Origin of the sequence: Lichenihabitans sp. PAMC28606, from assembly GCF_020616535.1 — a bacterium.
GTDB classification, from domain to species: Bacteria; Pseudomonadota; Alphaproteobacteria; order Rhizobiales; family Beijerinckiaceae; genus Lichenihabitans; species Lichenihabitans psoromatis.
In genome coordinates this window covers 3082732-3100275 of the sequence record NZ_CP085136.1, presented here as the reverse complement: position 1 = coordinate 3100275, position 17544 = coordinate 3082732, and the positions used below count along the sequence as shown (strand labels likewise).

The 17544-nt window shown below is 64.6% G+C and carries 15 protein-coding genes; 6 read left to right on the top strand and 9 right to left on the bottom strand.

The features are described 5' to 3' along the window. Window positions 1-131 precede the first annotated feature (131 nt). On the bottom strand, window positions 132-1598 hold the full coding sequence (gene zwf / locus LGH83_RS14615) for a glucose-6-phosphate dehydrogenase (protein ID WP_131113624.1): 1467 nt from the start codon (window positions 1596-1598) through the stop codon (window positions 132-134). 251 nt (window positions 1599-1849) lie between these two features. On the opposite strand from zwf, the gene LGH83_RS14610 reads away from it, so the two are divergent. After that, on the top strand, window positions 1850-2347 hold the full coding sequence (locus LGH83_RS14610) for a DUF3597 domain-containing protein (protein WP_227399290.1): 498 nt from the start codon (window positions 1850-1852) through the stop codon (window positions 2345-2347). A gap of 46 nt (window positions 2348-2393) precedes the next feature. On the opposite strand, the gene LGH83_RS14605 is transcribed toward LGH83_RS14610, so the two are convergent. Next, on the bottom strand, window positions 2394-3776 hold the full coding sequence (locus tag LGH83_RS14605; RefSeq protein WP_227399289.1) for a glutamate--cysteine ligase: 1383 nt from the start codon (window positions 3774-3776) through the stop codon (window positions 2394-2396). A gap of 229 nt (window positions 3777-4005) precedes the next feature. On the opposite strand from LGH83_RS14605, the gene LGH83_RS14600 reads away from it, so the two are divergent. Then, window positions 4006-4227 (top strand): hypothetical protein, encoded by a 222-nt coding sequence (locus tag LGH83_RS14600; RefSeq protein ID WP_227399288.1) that lies wholly within the window; start codon window positions 4006-4008, stop codon window positions 4225-4227. A 154-nt stretch (window positions 4228-4381) separates the two neighbouring features. On the opposite strand, the gene LGH83_RS14595 is transcribed toward LGH83_RS14600, so the two are convergent. Beyond that, entirely contained in the window at window positions 4382-5281 is a 900-nt protein-coding gene (locus tag LGH83_RS14595) for a LysR substrate-binding domain-containing protein (RefSeq protein WP_131113628.1), read from the bottom strand. Window positions 5282-5426: 145 nt separating this feature from the next. Between LGH83_RS14595 and LGH83_RS14590 the strand changes: the two genes are divergently transcribed. Further along, window positions 5427-5720 carry a DUF1127 domain-containing protein gene (locus LGH83_RS14590; protein ID WP_227399287.1) on the top strand — a complete coding sequence of 98 codons (294 nt, stop codon included), beginning with the start codon at window positions 5427-5429 and terminating at the stop codon, window positions 5718-5720. Between the two features lie 89 nt (window positions 5721-5809). Here the strand turns inward: LGH83_RS14590 and LGH83_RS14585 are convergent, their stop codons facing one another. Further along, the gene (locus LGH83_RS14585) at window positions 5810-6658 is read right to left on the bottom strand and encodes a DUF937 domain-containing protein (protein ID WP_227399286.1); all 849 of its coding nucleotides are present in this window, start codon (window positions 6656-6658) and stop codon (window positions 5810-5812) included. An 85-nt stretch (window positions 6659-6743) separates the two neighbouring features. Continuing rightward, window positions 6744-8030, bottom strand: coding sequence for an MATE family efflux transporter (locus LGH83_RS14580; protein ID WP_227399285.1), 1287 nt, complete (start codon window positions 8028-8030; stop codon window positions 6744-6746). 432 nt (window positions 8031-8462) lie between these two features. Here LGH83_RS14580 and ispH point away from each other — a divergent pair, with 432 nt between their 5' ends. Both ispH and LGH83_RS14570 read left to right on the top strand, forming a co-directional pair. Further along, window positions 8463-9443 carry a 4-hydroxy-3-methylbut-2-enyl diphosphate reductase gene (ispH, locus tag LGH83_RS14575; protein WP_131113632.1) on the top strand — a complete coding sequence of 327 codons (981 nt, stop codon included), beginning with the start codon at window positions 8463-8465 and terminating at the stop codon, window positions 9441-9443. Between the two features lie 90 nt (window positions 9444-9533). Next, window positions 9534-10133, top strand: coding sequence for a nitroreductase family protein (locus tag LGH83_RS14570; protein WP_227399284.1), 600 nt, complete (start codon window positions 9534-9536; stop codon window positions 10131-10133). A 2-nt stretch (window positions 10134-10135) separates the two neighbouring features. Here LGH83_RS14570 and LGH83_RS14565 read toward each other — a convergent pair whose 3' ends face one another. Further along, window positions 10136-11398: an MFS transporter gene (locus tag LGH83_RS14565; RefSeq protein WP_227399283.1), complete on the bottom strand. Its 1263-nt coding sequence runs from the start codon at window positions 11396-11398 to the stop codon at window positions 10136-10138. A 167-nt stretch (window positions 11399-11565) separates the two neighbouring features. On the opposite strand from LGH83_RS14565, the gene gndA reads away from it, so the two are divergent. Beyond that, window positions 11566-13002, top strand: coding sequence for an NADP-dependent phosphogluconate dehydrogenase (gene gndA, locus LGH83_RS14560; protein WP_227399282.1), 1437 nt, complete (start codon window positions 11566-11568; stop codon window positions 13000-13002). Between the two features lie 43 nt (window positions 13003-13045). Here the strand turns inward: gndA and LGH83_RS14555 are convergent, their stop codons facing one another. From LGH83_RS14555 to LGH83_RS14545, 3 genes are all read right to left on the bottom strand, one after another. Then, window positions 13046-15127 carry a molybdopterin oxidoreductase family protein gene (locus LGH83_RS14555; protein WP_227399281.1) on the bottom strand — a complete coding sequence of 694 codons (2082 nt, stop codon included), beginning with the start codon at window positions 15125-15127 and terminating at the stop codon, window positions 13046-13048. A 74-nt stretch (window positions 15128-15201) separates the two neighbouring features. Continuing rightward, window positions 15202-16515: a hypothetical protein gene (locus LGH83_RS14550; protein ID WP_227399280.1), complete on the bottom strand. Its 1314-nt coding sequence runs from the start codon at window positions 16513-16515 to the stop codon at window positions 15202-15204. Further along, window positions 16512-17519, bottom strand: coding sequence for an alpha/beta hydrolase (locus LGH83_RS14545; RefSeq protein ID WP_227399279.1), 1008 nt, complete (start codon window positions 17517-17519; stop codon window positions 16512-16514). Before LGH83_RS14545 ends, LGH83_RS14550 begins: the two co-directional genes overlap by 4 nt. Window positions 17520-17544: the final 25 nt, after the last annotated feature.

The following is a 17544-nucleotide window of genomic DNA, read 5'->3' as shown; positions in this document are numbered from 1 at the left end:
ATGGGAGTTGCTCGGCGTAGCAAAAAGCCATCAGAGAAGCGGACATCCGCCCAATCCGCTCCGGCTCATCAGGGCTCAGGCATCCCGATCGGCATGCCTGAGCTTGTCCGCATTTCTCAGTCTGAAATGCGTCAGTTGATCTCGTACCAGCTGCGACCATCCCGCTCGGTCAGCGCGATCGCTGCGGAGGGACCCCAGGTGCCGGCCGTGTAGGGCTTCGGCGCCTCGTTCGAGGCTGTCCAGGCCTCGATGATCGGATCGACCCAAGACCATGCGGCCTCGACCTCGTCGCGGCGCATGAACAGCGTCTGATTGCCACGCACAACATCGAGGATCAATCGCTCGTAGGCATCCGGATTACGCGCGCCGAACGATTGCTTAAAGCTCATGTCGAGCGGCACGTGCCGAAGCCGCATGCCGCCTGGGCCCGGATCCTTGATCATGATCCACAATTTGACGCCCTCGTCCGGCTGCAGGCGGATCACCAGCTTGTTCGGCTCCGGCGAGACACCCTCGAACACCGAATGCGGCACCGCCCGGAAATTGATCACGATCTCGGACAAGCGTGAGGGAAGACGCTTGCCGGTCCGCAAATAGAACGGCACGCCCGCCCAACGCCAATTGGCGATTTCGGCGCGGATCGCCACGAATGTCTCGGTGTTGCTGGCTTCTCCGAGTTCATCGGCATAGCCCGGCACGGCCCCGCCGGCGGACGCACCGGCGCGATACTGCCCCCGCACCGTCATCTGCGCCGCATTGGATGCGTCGATCCGCTTCAGGCTCTTCAGAACCTTCAGCTTTTCGTCGCGCACGGCATCGGCCGCGATCGAGGTCGGCGGCTCCATGGCGACAAGGCACAGCAGCTGCAGCATATGGTTCTGCACCATGTCGCGCATGGCGCCCGCCGTATCGTAATAGCCAGCGCGGCCTTCGACGCCGAGCTCTTCGGCAACCGTGATCTCGACGTGATCGATATGGGCCGAGGTCCACAGCGGCTCGAACAAGGCGTTGGCGAAGCGCAGCGCCATCAAATTCTGCACCGTCTCTTTTCCGAGATAGTGGTCGATGCGGTAGATCGCCTGTTCGGGGAAGACGCGACCAACGGATTCGTTGACGCTGTGGGCCGAAGCCAAGTTCTTGCCGATGGGCTTTTCCAAAACCACGCGGGTGTTCTTATCGACCATGCCCTGCTGGCCGAGCCGGTCCGAAATCGGGCCGAACAAATCCGGCGTGGTGGCGAGGTAGAGCACTTTGATGTGGTTGGGCCGCTCTTCGAGCAGCGCTTTGAGATCGGGCCAGCCGGCGTCGGAGGTCGCATCCGCCGCCACATAGACGAGGCGTTCGACGAAACGTTCGAGCGAGTCGTCCTTCAGCTCGTCGGCTTGCACGTGGCTGTTGACCGCCTCGCGCGCCATGTCGCGGAACTCGGCGTCGGACATCTCACGGCGCGACACGCCGATGATCCGGGCGTCGGCGGGAATTTGCCCCGCGAGGTCGCGGTGCATGAGCGCCGGCAGGATCTTTCGGCGTGACAGATCACCCGTGGCGCCGAAGACCACGAGCGTGAACGGCTCGACGGGAATTACACGGCTCGTCATTGGATATGCACCTCTTTGGTCCAAAACGCCTCGATGGAGGATCACACCGTTTCGGCTTGAAACCGATCCATCCGTCATGCGCAAGCCGCATCGGCCCTCGACCTTTGCGATCAATCTATACCGCGACGCAGCACAGCGCGACAGTCTTCTGCGCCCCGGTCTCAGCCTCGGGCTCCAGCTTGGTCGTGACCTTTTCGCGTTTGCGCGCGTTGGCAGAGGCTCGCGTGAGCGTAAGAGAGAGAGGCCATCCAATGAGTATCTTCGGGACCATCATGTCGAAGATCTTCCACCACGACGCAGCGGCCGCCACGCCGACGCCGGGTGGATCGACCGCCAGCCCGCAGCCGAGCGCAGGCGCCGCCATGGACAATGCCGGCCGTCCCAGCACGCCGGTGACTTCGACATCGGTCGGTGGCGCCCCGACCCAGGTCGCCCAGAATGATAATCCAACCTCGACCGGCGCTTCGGCCTCCACCACAGGCGCGACCCAGACCGTCGACGTCGCACAGGTGCTCGATGGGCTTGCGGCGAAGAACAGCCAGAAGCTCGATTGGAAACATTCGATTGTCGATATGATGAAGCTGCTCGATCTCGACAGCAGCCTCACGGCGCGGCAGGAGCTCGCCAAGGAGCTGAACTACACCGGCGACATGCACGATTCAGCCAGCATGAACATCTGGCTGCATCACCAGGTCATGCAAAAGCTCGCGGCCAACGGCGGCAAGGTTCCGGATGATTTGAAGGCCTAAACGGCCAATAGAGTGCCGGGCCCAAGCGGGCCCGCTCTCTCTCACGTTACGATAGGCGGCACGCGTCGAAGACGGGCGTGATCGTGCCGCCCCAGTCGCGGTTGAACAGGTCGAGCAGATCGTCCGCACGGGTTCGACCGCGATCGACGATTTGGTGCAGCGGAGCGAGAAAGGTCGTCTCGTCTCGGCCCTGCGGATCGAGCCGAGCCCGTCGCGCCAAACCGCCGTGAGCGAGGCCAACCACCTCGCGCGCGATATCGAGCACCGACCGGCCCGCCACCGTGGCGCCGAGCGCCAACCGCGGCACATCATCCCGAAGCATCTGCCGATCGGATGCGGTCCAGCCCTTCACGATCTCCCAAGCGCCATCAAGCGCGAGCTCGTCGTAGAGCAGCCCGACGAACAATGCCGGCAAGGCCGCCACCATGTCGGACGCGCCCATATCGGCGCCGCGCATCTCGAGGTAGCGCTTCAGGCGCACCTCGGGGAAGATGGTCGACAGGTGATTGGCCCAATCCGACAAGGTGGCGGTTTCGCCCGGCATGTGAGCGAGCCGACCCGCCAAAAGATCGCGGAAGCTTCCGCCGGCGACATCGAAATAGCGATCGCCGCGCTTGACGAAATACATCGGGACGTCGAGCGCATAATCGACGTAGCGCTCGAACCCCATCCCCGGCTCGAACGCGAAAGCCATCATGCCGGATCGTGCCGTGTCGGTATCGCGCCAGATCTCCGAACGGGCGCTGAGCAGGCCGTTCGGCCGTCCTTCGGTAAACGGTGAGTTGGCGAAGAGAGCGGTGGCGATTGGCTGCAAGGCCAGCGAAACCCGCAGCTTCTTGACCATGTCGGCCTCGCTCGCGAAATCGACATTGGCCTGCACCGTGCAGGTGCGGAACATCATATCGAGGCCGCGTGTGCCGACTTTCGGCATGTAATTGGCCATGATGCGATACCGCCCTTTGGGCATCACGGGCGTCTGCGCCAGCGACCAGAGCGGCGACATGCCGAGACCCGCAAAGGCGATATCATGGTCGGAGCCGATCCGATTGGCCTCGGCAAGATGCTCGCGAAGCTCGGCGACTGTCTCATGGATCGTCTCGAGGGGAGCACCCGAAAGTTCGAACTGGCCGCCCGGCTCCAGCGAAATGGCGCCGCCGCCGACCGGGTCGTGAAGGCCGATGATCTCGTCCCCCTCGCTAATCGGTTGCCAGACGCCCCCCGCCGCCATGCCATCGAGAATCGCCTGGATGCCACCCTGCCCCGAGCAGCCGAGATAGGGAACCGGAGCGTGGTCAGCGCGGTAGAAGCCGAATTTCTCGTGTTCGGTGCCGACACGAAACTGATCGGGGGGTTTGTTGCCCTGCTCGAACCACGCCACCAAGGCATCTCGCGTGTCCAACGGAGCCGAGTCGGTAACATCACGCGCCATGCTTTGACCTGCATCTCACAAAGCGGTCATGGCGAACCGTGACCGACACACGGCGTCGCGCCGGATTTGAAACTAGATAGGCGGCGTAACCGCAACAGGCAATAAAGCCGCTTGGGCGAATTCATGTACCGTTCATCTGGCGAGCAACAAATTGTGGGGCGGACATAAGCCGCATTGGGCTGCAGTGGGTCCGGTACGTCTCGGAAGGCAGCCTCTTAGGGAGAAAAACATGACTTCGTTTAAGAAGACCATTGTTCTGGCTTGCGCCGCCTCGGTGCTCAGCTTCGGCGTCGCGATGGCGCAGACCGACCCCGCCGCTGCTCCGGCGGCACCGGCCGCAGGCGCGACCGCGGCCCCAGACGCCGCAGCTGGCGACGCGATGGCTCCCAAGAAGACCATGATGAAAAAGCACATGGCCAAAAAGCACATGAAGAAGAAGACAGCGATGTAAGCATCGCGTCTCGCGATGAATTCGACCCGGTCCGCCTCGCGGGCCGGGTTTTTTGTTGCCCGGGCGCCCGCAAGCCGCGACGCAAAAGGGTTAACCCATCATTAGCATTTGGTTCTCGACCGCAATCGATCAATCAAAATGATCTCTGCTCGGATCATTCCGCCGCCATGGCGATCCGATCCGCGAGGCTCGCGCCGGAGATGTTGTCGAGACTGGTGATGATGTGGCCCGCCAGAGCATCGGCGAGCAGCGAGGGTTCGGCCTTGTTGCGAAGAAGCGCGATCTTGCAAGACGGGAGCGAGGGGAAATCGTCGGACGAGCCGAGCACCCGCATCCCCGGACGGACGGCGCTCTCGGGCAAGACCGATACGGCGAGGCCGGCCAGCACGGCAGCGCCCACGGCCGTCGAATTCCAGCTCGAGTAAAGGACGCGGAACGGGCGCCCGATTCCCTCCAACGCGACTGTCGCGGCATGCCGCCATGTGCAGAAGGAGCGACCGAGCGCCAGTGGCAGCGGGCTGATCTCGTGGATGTCGTGCCGGTTCGACGTGACCCAGAGAAGCCTTTCCCGCCGGATGATCGAGGCCGGACCTCGGTTCTCGGTGTGGGTGATGATCGCGAGGTCGAGATCGGACGCGGAGATCCGTTCGACCAGCATCGGGGTCGGCTCACACATGACCGTGACCTCGACACGCGGATTGGATTGCGAGAAACGCGCCATGATTTCGGGGAGATAGCGATCGGCATAATCGTCGGGAACGCCGAGGCGCACGCGGCCGGCTAGCTCTGCATCGGCGAAACTGGCCAGGGCCTCGAGGTTGAGCCGAACGATGCGGCGCGCATAGTCGAGCATCCGCTCGCCTTCCTCGGTCAACTTCGAGCCGCGCCCATCGCGCTCGAAGATCGGCTTGCCGAGGCGTTCCTCCAGCTTCTTCATCTGCATCGAGACGGCCGACTGTGTTTTGTGAACCGTCTCGGCCGCGCGAGTGAACGAGCCCGAATCGGCGATCGCGATGAAGGTCTTCAGTTGGTCGACGTCCAGCAGGGCCGTCATGGGTTCGCCTCCGGTCCGGTGGCGGCGCCTCGGTGCGCCGCGCTAATCATCATTCTAGCGAATGTTTCGGATCACAAACATTCGTTTTATTCATCAAGACGAGCGTTGTACAGAGTGTCTGTCATTGATGACGCAGGAGGAGATCATGTCCGACACGACCAGCAGCCCATTCAGATTCCGAAATGCTTTCAAGGCATTCAGGGCAATTTTGGAGCGGCGTCGCGTTGTGGGGCAACTAAGCTCGCTCGACGATTACATGCTGCGCGATATCGGCATCACCCGCTTCGACGTCGCCTCGGTGCTCGCCGAGCCGCTATACCGGGACCCGTCCAAACGCCTTGCCGAACGGGCCGACGAGACCCGGAGGGCTCATCGCGCCATTTCGCGGGAGACGCGGGCCATGATGCCGCCCGCCGGCGTGACACGTCGTGCCGCCTGATCTGTCACGACGCGGCGACGCCGAACGGCGTCGCCTCCACCAAATGCGGTCGTAAGCGAGAGGGTTGCGGCCTTGTTTGACCGTGACGATCAGCCGTTGCGACCGAGGATATTGGCCAGATTGGCCTGATGTTGCGGCGAGGCGGGCGTTCCGGCCTCGAAAGCTTGGCTGAGATCGTTGAGCGCCGCTTGCTCCGATGTCGAACCGGCAGGCGCCATGCCGGTGTCGGATCGCGTCTCGGCGACCGACTCGTCGGCCTGCGCGCTGGGAGCATAGCCACTTGGTCGTGGCGCCGTCTGCGGCCCCGCGCCACCCAGCAACCCGCCCAGAACGCTGCCGATCAGACCGCCGAGGCCACTGTCCTGTGCCGTGGGTTGGCCCTGGGTCGGCGTCGCTGCACCGCCCTGATTCGCTGTGCTACCCTGGCCGAAGATCGATCCGAGGCTGCCACCAAGACCGCCAGTCTGACCGCCCATCGCGGCGCCGATGACCTGCGATAGGATCCCGCCCCAACTGCCGCTCTGGGCCGAGTGAAACAGACCGCCCATGATGATCGAGGCGAGAACCGGCAACATGGCCTGAATGACAGAGGCCGAGACGCCGGATTCCGCCGAGGCCTGCTGCGCCACCTGCGTGCTGGCATGCTGACCACCGAAGAGATCGCCGAGGACCGACGAGCCGGCTTGGACGGCTGTCGGCGACGTCGCGGTTCCGGCATCCGCGAAAGCACCCTGATGGGTGCTGCTGCCGAGCTGGCCGAGGATCGAGCCGAGCCCGCCCGCGCCGCCCTGCATCTTGTTCTGCAACCCCATCTGGAAAGCGGGCAGCAAAGCATTGATGGCGCTCTGGGTCTGTTCCGGAGTCAGGCCGAAGCGGCTCGAGAGATTGTTGACGGCTTCGCCGCCCTGCGCCGATTGGATGATGTCGTTGAGACTCATGCTGGCATCCTTCCCCTGGGTTGGGGCCGCGCTGTTCAGTCGGGCGCCGGCCGCGACAGCATGGGAATGCTCCCGCTCCGTTCAGCTAAGGCAGCGCGTGCCGTTTGGCGAGTCGCCCGGATACCGCATAAGCGGTCGCCAGAGCCGAAAGCCCGAAGATCGCGGCCCCAAAAGCGATGCCGAGTTGCCCACCCTCGACGCCGCCATAGGCGGCCCCGATCGTCACGAACGGAATGGTGCCGAGCGAGGCGCGTCCCCAGTTGAACACCAGAGACAGGATCGGATAACCGAGATTGTTGAACGACGCATTGGCGACGAACAGAAAGCCGATGAACAGCCAAGCCGAGACGCCGAAGGTACAGAAAAACTCGATATAGGTGCGCGCTTCGGCCGTCGCGTCGAAGAGGCTGGCGATCAGCGACGAGCATACCCACAGGATGAACCACACCGACAGCACATAGACCGCCGTCATGACGAACGAGGTCGTCAACGTGCGGCGCACCCGTTCCAGCAACCCGGCTCCGAGGTTCTGGCCGAGGATCGGCCCCACCGCGCCGGTCAGCGCGAAGATGACGCCGAATGCCACCGGCACGACGCGGTCCGTCACCGTTGTGGCCGCAATGGCGGCTTGGCCGAATTTGGCGAACACATGCAGCACATAGCTGTTGGCCACGGGTGTCGCGAGATTGGTCGCCATGGCCGGGAGCGCGATGTTCATCACGGGGCGGAGATCGTCCATTAGCGCTCCGACGCTCGGCCGGCCGACGAGGTTATGGACCCGCACCGCGCCCCAATAGCCGACGCCGAGAAACACCAGCCGCGACACCACCGTCGAAATGGCGGCGCCATAGACGCCAAAATGCAGGCCGAAAATCAGGATCGGATCGATGATGCCGGTCACGATACCGCCGGCCAGCGTCACATACATGGCGCGACGGGCGTCGCCGACGGCACGCAGGATGCCGGACAGCACCATGCCGGCCGCAAATGCCACATTGGCCGGCAGGGTGATCTGCAAAAATCGCTCGGCGACGTCTCGAAGCGGACCCACGGCTCCGAGGCCGCTGAGGATCTGCCGGCTGTAAATCAGGACGACGCTCGCCACGACAGCGCTGAACAGACAAGAGAGAACGAGGCCGGAGGCGGCCAGCCGCCGCGCCCGGTCGCGATCCCCCGCGCCGAGCGCACGGGCCACCAAGGCCGTCACGCCGATCGTGAGACCGATGTTGATCGAGACGGGATAGAACAGGACCTGCGTCGCGAACCCGACCGCTGCGGTCAGGTCGATCTGATGCAGATGCGAGACATAAACGAGAGAGAGGAAGTCGACCACGAAGATGGCGATCACGCCGATCGTGCTGGTGCCGGTCATCACCAGGACGTGCCGGAGGATCGAGCCTTCCGTGAAGGTGCCGCGATACGCCAGTCCCGTGATGGGCGCCTCGACGACCGTATCCGGGTCGGCGATCGCCCGGGTGGCCGCGTCCGGCGCCAGCTCTGGCTGCGTGTCGATAAGGCACCTCTGTTGTTGTCGAAGGCTCGGCCCTGCCGTGTCGCGCTCCCGAGCCCCCGGCCTTACCGGAACGCGACGCGCGGCTCAACCGCGATGACCGGCATCTCATGCGCGGCTATATAGGTCATCTTCGTCGAATGACGGCCCTGCTTAAGTCGGGTTGGCGGTTTAAAGATGTCATAAGATGACACGGCGCCGCGCAAAGGCCGCAGCGCAATCCGTATCGTCCTTGACCCTGCTGCACGCTTCCATCACAACGCCATCCGGGCGTGAACAACGTGGACGAACGAGATGACCAAGCCGCCGCTGAAAATTCTGCTCTGCGCTCCGCGCGGATTCTGCGCCGGCGTGATCCGCGCGATCGACGCTGTCGAGCGGGCGCTGCGGGTCTATGGCGCACCCGTCTACGTGCGGCACGAGATCGTCCATAACAAATATGTCGTCGAGAGCCTGAAGAAAAAGGGCGCGATTTTCGTCGAGGAGCTCGACGAGATCCCGCCGACCGACGCTCCGGTCATCTTCTCGGCCCATGGCGTTCCCAAAGCCGTGCCGCTGCATGCGGCGGAGCGCAAGCTGTTCGCCATCGACGCCACCTGCCCTCTGGTCACCAAGGTGCATCGCGAGGCTGAACTGCATTTTCGACGCGGCCACACGATCATTCTGGTTGGGCATGCGGGCCATCCCGAGGTGGTCGGCACTCTCGGTCAATTGCCGCAGGGCGCCGTGATTCTGGTCGAGACCATCGCGGACGTGGATCGTCTTGCCGATACGGCCGGACCCGAGCTGACCCGCAATCCCCTCGCCTTCGTCACGCAGACGACGCTGTCGGTCGACGATACGCAAGGGATCGTCGAAGCCCTGAAGCGGCGCTTTCCGGCCATCGTGGGTCCCCACAAGGAAGACATCTGCTACGCGACCACAAACCGGCAGGAAGCCGTCAAGCAGATCGCCGACAAGGTGGATGCGATGCTGGTGGTCGGTTCGGCGAATTCATCCAATTCGCAGCGCCTGAAGGAAGTGTCCGAGCGGGCCGGCTGCCGCAACAGCCAATTGGTGCTGCGTGCGAGCGATATCGACTGGTCGCCGCTCGGCGCGATCCGGACGATCGGCATCACGGCCGGCGCCTCCGCTCCTGAGGTGCTGGTCGAGGAGATCATCGACGCCTTTGCCGAACGCTACGAGATCGAAGTCGAGACGGTCGCGACCACGACCGAGACGATGTTCTTCCCGTTACCCCGCGAATTGCGCGAAGTGACCGACCGGGTCGCCTGATCCTCGATCGGACTGCGACGATGGCGTCGCGGTTCCGGCTCGGCTAAAATGCTGCGACGCAACCGGCTTTTCCGCCAGCGAGACAGCATCATGACAACAGCAAACAGCCGTACCGCCGATCATCCGATCGATCCGTCGTTCCTCAACCGTTGGTCACCGCGGGCCTTCGACGGTCAGCCCATCAGCGAAGCCGACGTTCTCACGCTCTTCGAGGCCGCCCGCTGGGCCCCGTCGTCCTATAATTCGCAGCCGTGGCGGTTTCTTTACGCACGCCGCGACACGCCGCAATGGACGACCTTTCTCGATCTGCTGAACCCGTTCAACCGGTCTTGGGCCGAGCGCGCCTCGCTTCTTATCGTGGCGGTCTCGAACTCGCTGATGCTGCCGCCCGGCAAGGACAAGCCGGTGCCCTCGCATAGTCACTCCTTCGACGCCGGCGCAGCCTGGGCCAGCCTGGCGCTTCAGGCGAGCCATATGGGCCTGCAGGCTCATGCCATGGTGGGCTTTGACCTCGATGCCGCCTTCTCGACCCTGAACGTCCCTGAAGGCCATCGGGTCGAAGCCGCCATCGCGGTCGGCCGTCCGGGCGACAAATCGATCCTGCCGGAGGCCATGCAGGCGCGCGAGCAGCCGAACGGCCGCAATCCCGTGTCGGCTTTCGCGTTCGAGGGCGGCTTTCCGTCCAAGTAAGTCTACCGGTCGGCGTCTGGAGTCGGCAGCGACCACAGACGCGAGGTCGCGACCGCCAGCGTGACCAGCAAGGTCGCGATGAAGCCGACGACGGCGGGCCACTTGCCGCTTGTCCAGAACAGGCCTCCGATCGAGCCGAGAAGGCTCGATCCGAGGTAATAGGCGAGGAGATAGAGTGAGGCCGCCTGTCCCTTGGCGGGGCCGGCCAAGCGACCGACCCAGCCGCTCGCGACCGCATGGCCGCCGAAAAACCCGACCGTGAACAGCCCGATTCCGACGATGATGGCCCAGAGCGGAGCCGCAAGCGTGATGACCAGGCCGATCAACCCGGTTGCGACCGTGCCGAGCAAGACGGTGGGACGCCCGATCCGATCCGCCGCCGCCCCGGCCGACGCCGAGGCGAGCGTGCCGAGTGCATAGAGGCTGAACACCAGCCCGCTCTGCGCCTGATCGAGACTATAGGGGGGTGCCTGCAGACGGAAGCCGGCGTAGTTGTAAAGCGTCACGAAGCCGCCCATCCACAAGGCGCCGCAGAGAAACAGCCAGGGCAGACCGGGCTTGCCGAAGTTTTGGAGGAGGCTGGCGACATGCAACCCCAACCGGGCGGGCGGTTTCCCGGCGAAGTTCTTCGATGGGGGTAACAGCACCATGAAGCCGATGGCGGCCACGAGGCCGAGCACCCCGATCGTGCCGATGGCGGCGCGCCAGCCGAAATGCTCGGCCACGAATCCCGTGATGACGCGGCCCGATAGGCCACCGATCGCCGTTCCGCCGACATAGAGCCCCATCGCATAACCGAGGCCGCCAGGATGGATCTCCTCGGCCAGATAGGCCATGGCGACCGCGGGCGCGCCGCCGAGCGCCATCCCTTCGAGCGCGCGGCCGAGCAGCAGCAGAGGCCAATTGGGCGTGAACGCGATCGCGAGATTGAGGACCGCCGCGGCCAGGAGGGAGGCCGCCATCACGTTCTTGCGTCCGAGCGTATCCGACAGTGTTCCGGCCACCAGGATCGACAAGGCCAGCAGGCCGGTCGCGAGTGAAACCGCCAGGGAGCTTTCGGCGGCCCCAACCTGGTATTCGGCGGCGAAATTCGGCAGCAAGGGTTGCACGCAATAGAGCAGCGAGAAGATCGCCAGCCCGGCCACGAACAATGCCGCGTTGATTCGGCGATAATCCGGCGTACCGCGCAGCGTCCAGACCGGACCGCGCGCGATGGCGTCTCGCGCAGCGGAGGATCCTGGGTCTCGGTCTGGCTTGGAGCGCATGATCGCCTTCTTGCACGGCCTGATCGCCTTCTTGCACGGAATGGGATGACGCGCGATCCAATCGCAATCAGCCTCTGTGAAGCCTATGCCTGACCCTCTACATGTCGGAGGACGGCCGAGCCTCCGCATGCCATGCGGTCGCGCGCCGCATCATCGGAGGAACACCAGTGACCGAACTTTCTGATCTCGGCGTGCTCGGCCTTGCCGTCATGGGCGCCAATCTGGCCAGGAACGCCGCACGCAAGGGGTTCGGGGTCGCGCTCTACAATCGTCACGGCGAGCGCACCGACAAGCTGGTCGAGGAGTTCGGCCATGAGGGCCGGTTCACGGCCACCAAGGAGCTCAAGGATTTCGTTGCGGCGCTGAGCAAGCCTCGCGTCATCATCATCATGGTCAAGGCCGGTAAGCCCGTCGACGACGTGATCGACGATCTCGTGCCCCTGCTCGAAGCCGACGACATCATCATCGATGGCGGCAATTCCCTCTTCACCGATACCAACCGCCGTTTCGACGCCCTCAAAGACAAGAAGCTCCGCTTCATCGGCATGGGCGTGTCGGGCGGCGAGGAAGGTGCGCTCGAAGGCCCAAGCATGATGCCGGGCGGCGAGCATGATGCCTATCGGCGCATCGAGCCCATGGTCACCAAGATGGCGGCCCAGGTCGATGGCACGCCCTGCGCCGCCTATATCGGCGTCGGTGGTGCCGGTCATTACGTTAAGATGGTCCATAACGGCATCGAATATGCCGACATGCAGCTCATCACCGAAGCCTATGACCTGTTCAAGACGGTCTATGGTCTCGGCGCTCCAGACATCGCCGATATTTTCGAGCAGTGGAAGTCGAGCGATCTCGATAGCTACCTCATCGACATCACCACCACGGTGCTGCGGAAGCAGGACGAGGCGGCCGGCAAGCCGTTGGTCGATCTCATCGTCGACGAGGCCGAACAAAAGGGCACCGGCCGCTGGACGGCGCGCAACGCGCTCGATCTCGGCGTGCCGCTGACCGGCATCACCGAGGCGGTTTATGCGCGTGCCCTGTCGGGTCAGCGCAAGCTTCGCGCCGAGGCCGAAAAGATCCTGCCTCACGAGGCTCCCGCACAGATGAAGCCGAGCCAGGCCGACATCGACGCGATCCGCGAGGCACTCTACGCCTCGAAGATCATCGCCTATGCCCAGGGCTTCGAGCAGATGACCGCCGCCTCGAAGGAATATGGGTGGGACCTGAAACTCGGCGAGGTCGCCACCATCTGGCGCGGCGGCTGCATCATTCGGGCCCGCTTCCTCGATCGCATCGTCGAAGCCTATGCCAAGGGCGGCGAGATCCCGAACCTCGTGCTGCAGGATTATTTCCGCGATGCGGTGCTGAAGGCCGAGGTATCCTGGCGCAAGGTTGTCGTGCTGGCGGTCCAGCATGGCGTCGCGATCCCGGCCTTCTCGTCCTCGCTCAGCTACTACGATGGCCTGCGCCGCTCGCGCGGTCCGGCTAATCTGTTGCAGGGCCTGCGCGACTTCTTCGGCGCCCACACCTATCGCCGCCTCGATAAGGACGGCTCGTTCCACACCCGCTGGGGTCAGGACGGCAAGGAAGAAGCGATCAAGTAAGGCGCAAAGCCGCCGCCTCGATCGTCTTGGTCGAGGCGACCCGTTAAAGGCGGGTCAGCGCGACCTTGTTGTCGTGGAACGCCGCGCCCCCGACCGGCGCCGGAGCATCGGCGCCCGTCAACGTGTTTATGCCTCGACCATCCTCGTAAGCGTCATTCGGCCAGATCGACTCGGCCACCAGCACACCGCGTCGCAACCCGGCAAAGACCTTGGCGTGCAGCCTCACCGCGCCGCGCATATTGCGGAGTTCGACCTTGTCACCATCGAGGATCGAGAGCGCTGCAGCATCGTCCGGGTGCACCAGAACGCTCGGCCGCACCTCTTTGGCGAGGCCCGTCGGCGCTTCGGTAAAGGACGAGTTCAAGAAATTTCTGGCCGGGCTCGTGGCAAGCCGGAACGGATGCGCCGCATCCGCGACCTCGATCACATTCCACTGATCCGGAAAGGTCGGCATGTCGGCCGGCCGATCGGCGCTCTGGATGCCCGGAACGCTCGACCAATCCGGCTTGAAGCGGTAGCGGCCATCCGGCCAGCCGAAGCCGTCCAGAAAATGCGCCTTCTCGAACGGCTGCTGACAGTCGATCCAGCGATGTTGCTCGAGGTTGTCGAGCGTGCCGCGACCCGAGGCCTGTAGGGTCTGGTCGATCAGATCGCGCGGCGTCATGTCGAAGGCCGGATGCTCCACGCCGAGGCGCTTGGCCAGCGCCGAGATGACCTCGTGATTGTTGCGGCATTCGCCGGGCGGATCGATCAGCTTCGGCCCGAGCAGGATATGCTGCTGGCCGCCGCCTTGGTAGAGATCGTCATGCTCGACGAACATGGTGGCGGGCAGCACGATATCGGCCATGCGGGCCGTGTCGGTCATGACCTGTTCGTGCACCACGGTGAACAGGTCCTCACGCGCGAAGCCGCGCTTGACCACCTCCTGATCGGGCGCGACCGAAACCGGATTGGTGTTTTGGATGAACAGGGCCGCGACCGGCGGCCCATGCCGGAGCGCCTCGGCGTCGCCGGTCAGGATCGCGCCGATCCGCGACTGGTCGAGCTTGCGGATGCTCTGATCGCGCAGATCGAGCCCCTCGATGGCTGTCTTGTCCCAGCCGAACATGCCGGAATTCGAGTGAAGCGCGCCGCCGCCTTCATGCTGCCAAGCGCCCATCACGACCGGAATCGAACTCACCGCATGCAGCGCCACCGCGCCGTTGCGCGAGCGGGCAAAGCCGTAGCCGATGCGGAAATAACTGCGGGGCCGCTGCCCGAGCAGCTTGGCAAACGCCTCGATATCGGCCTCCGGCACGCCGCAGATGGCCGAAGCCCAGGCCGGGGTGCGGCTTGCGAGATGCGCCTCGAAGCCGACGGGATCGTCGGCGTAACGCGCCATATAGGCGTGATCCGCATAGCCATCGCGGAACAGCACGTGCATGACCCCGCAGGCCAGCGCCGCATCGGAGCCGGGGCGGACCAGCAGCGCAAGATCGGCCTGCTTCATGGTCGGATTGTCGTAGATATCGACCGCCACGATCGGCGCACCGCGGTCTTTCCTGGCCCGCACCGCATGCGTCATCACATTGACTTGGGTCACGACCGCATTGGTGCCCCAAAGGACGACGCAATCGGATTGGGCCATCTCGCGCGGGTCGGCGCCGGTCAGCCGCCCATGGCCCGCCATGTAGCCCGCCCAGGACAGGGCCGTACAGATGGTGGAATATTGGTCCGAGTAGCGCTTGGCGTGCCGCAGCCGGTTGATGCCGTCGCGCATGACAAGGCCCATCGTGCCGGCATAGTAATAGGGCCAGACCGCCTCCGGCCCAAGCCGCCGTTCGGCGTCGAGCAGGCCGTCGGCCGTGCGGTCGAGCGCCTCGTCCCATGAGATTTGGACAAACTGGCCGGAGCCCTTCGGGCCGGTTCGCAGCATCGGGTGGGTCAGCCGATTCGGATTATGGACCCGCTCGGCATAGCGCGCCACCTTGGCGCAGATCACACCCGCCGTGTAGCTGTTGTCGGCCGCGCCGTAGACCCGTCCGATAGTGCGGCCGTCGAGAACCTCGACCTCCAGCGCGCAGCAGGAGGGGCAATCGTGCGGGCAAGCGGATGCCCGGCGGATGGAGCGGAGTGGAGCGTTCATGACGTGAGACTAACAAAGGCGGCGCGACGTTGCATCTCTCTTGTCACGGCCGCCGACCCGCCATCGTGAGTGGCTCATTCGCGGTCGGCTTCGGTCAATTCGTCCCGCGCAGACCGTTGCAGCAGCTTGGTTCGTCGCGTCAGGTAGAAGCCGACCACCCGGCCGATGCTGCCACTGATGGCCGGATATTTTGCCGCGACGTCGATCCATCGCTGCCGGGCGGCGGGGATCACGGAGGCGGGGCGCCGCTCATCGAAACGAAACAGCAGCGTCATGGCGTCCGCGGCGCGGCGATCGAGTGCCAGCATCAGCGCCCCGATTTCGATGGGGCCGACACTGCGGGGCAAACCCACGCGCGCCTGAGCGATCGCGCCCATGCCGTCGGCGCGGCGGCCGGCTCGCCACAAGCACCGCCCGCGACGGATATGCGCCAAACCGAACAAGGGGTTGGCGGTCGCGCGTTCATGCCGCTCCAGCGCCGCCACACCCTGGCCGGCAGCCTCCAGCACCAGGGCCGAATAGCTGAGATAGACCGGCTCGAACGGCTGCGCCACAAGCGCCAATTCCATGAGGCCGAGCTTCGTTCGCATGCGGCAGAGCGGCTGACGGCGCGCCAGCGTATAGAGATAATGGCCCGAGCGACGGCGGCGCTGCCGAACGGTGCGATACAGCGCTTCGAGGTCGATCCGACGATAGGCAGCGTCCAGGATGGCCGACGACAGAACGCCGGTCTCGGCCAGGAACGTCCCGGCCGGATGGCCCGCATAAGGCAAACTAACAATTCGGGCGGTGGGGATTTCGGCCGCGATCAGCATCGCGTGTCGCCCATCGCTCTCCCGGTCGTCGCAGAAGATCACGGCATCGTCGAAGGCCGGCAGCGTGTCGCCCGGATGTTCGTGCAGCCATTGCACGCTCTCACGCAGCTCGCGCCATCGCGTCTCGTGCGGAACGCGAGCGTCGATGACGGAATATTGCGGCGAGATCGCAATGGCAGTCTTGGCGCCGGCCCGGGCGCCGAAGCGCAAGGCGGCATAGCCCCCCATGCTCGATCCATAGGCCACGACGTTGTCATATCCGGTGACGAGGTCACGCACCTGATCGAGCACGGCGGGGAGATCGGCGTCCTGGTACCAGAGATTATTGGCCGACAGAATGTGGATGGAATCGATGCCGAGCCCAGCAAGGTAGGCCTCGGCGAAGGCCGGCCGATCGAGCGATAGATCGTCCGACATGGGATCGAAGGTCACGAAACACACGCGCGAGCCCCGCCCCAGATGGGCGCGAACCGCAAGATTGTCAGAGCGAAACACCAAGGGGACGTCCGATTGCATCAAGGGGCGTTCCATGCCCGATTGATCCGCCGGAGACCATCCCAGAACCTCGCTCATGGCGCGAGCGCCGCGCGAATTTCAGCCCCTATGGCCGAAAGAGCGATCGCGGCCGCCGGGATCAGGCCCGTCAAAGCCACGAAATGGTGGATCATGCCGGGGTGACAGGTATGGCGCACCGGGACGCCGGCGGCCGTCAGCCGCTCGGCATAGGCGAGACCTTCGTCACGGAGCGGATCGAAGGCGGCAGTGTGGATCAGGGCGGGACAAAGGCCGGCGAGATCATCCCGATGCAGCGGGGAAACGCGCGGATCGGCCGGATCGATGCCCGGCGGGAGATAAGCAGCAAGATCGCGATCCATCGTGACCTGATCCAGCATATAACCCTGCCCAAAGTCCAGCCGCGAGGGACGCCGAACCACGAGATCGAGCACCGGGCAAAGCAGCACCTGCAGGCGCAAGCGGGGCGTCGCAGTGTCCGAGTCGGCAGCCGCCACGACCGTGGCCAGGGTGGCGCCGGCTGAGTCCCCAGCGACGCCGATGCGCGCTCGGTCGAGCCCCCACGCCGACGCATCGCCCAAGATGGCGGTGGTGGCCGCGACCGCATCGTCGACCGCCGCTGGAAAGCGATGCTCCGGCGCAAGCCGATAGGCGACCGCGATGACGCGACATGCCGCCACTACGGCGAGGCTGCGACAGAACGCATCATGCGTGTCGAGATCACCCGCCACGAGACCACCGCCATGGAAGAAGACGAGACCGGGCATCGGGCCGTCCGGCGCATCCATCGGCGTGTAGCATCGGGCCGGCAAAGCTCCGTCCGCTCCCTGGACCATTCCGTCCGTCACGGAGGCAACGACTTCGGCACGCCGCGACAGATTCATCAGGGCCGTGAAGCTGCGCCGCCGCTCGGCCGCATCGAGGCCGGTTTCAGCCGGGTTCGCTTGGTTCGAAAGCGCCTGCGCTTCGGTTGAGAGCGCCTGCGCTTGGTTTGAAAGCGCCTGCGCTTGGTTCGAAAGCGCCAGCATGGCGAGAAGGCGCTGAGCGCGGGGATCGAGCGGCATAGAGGTCCGGATTTGTGGTGACCGC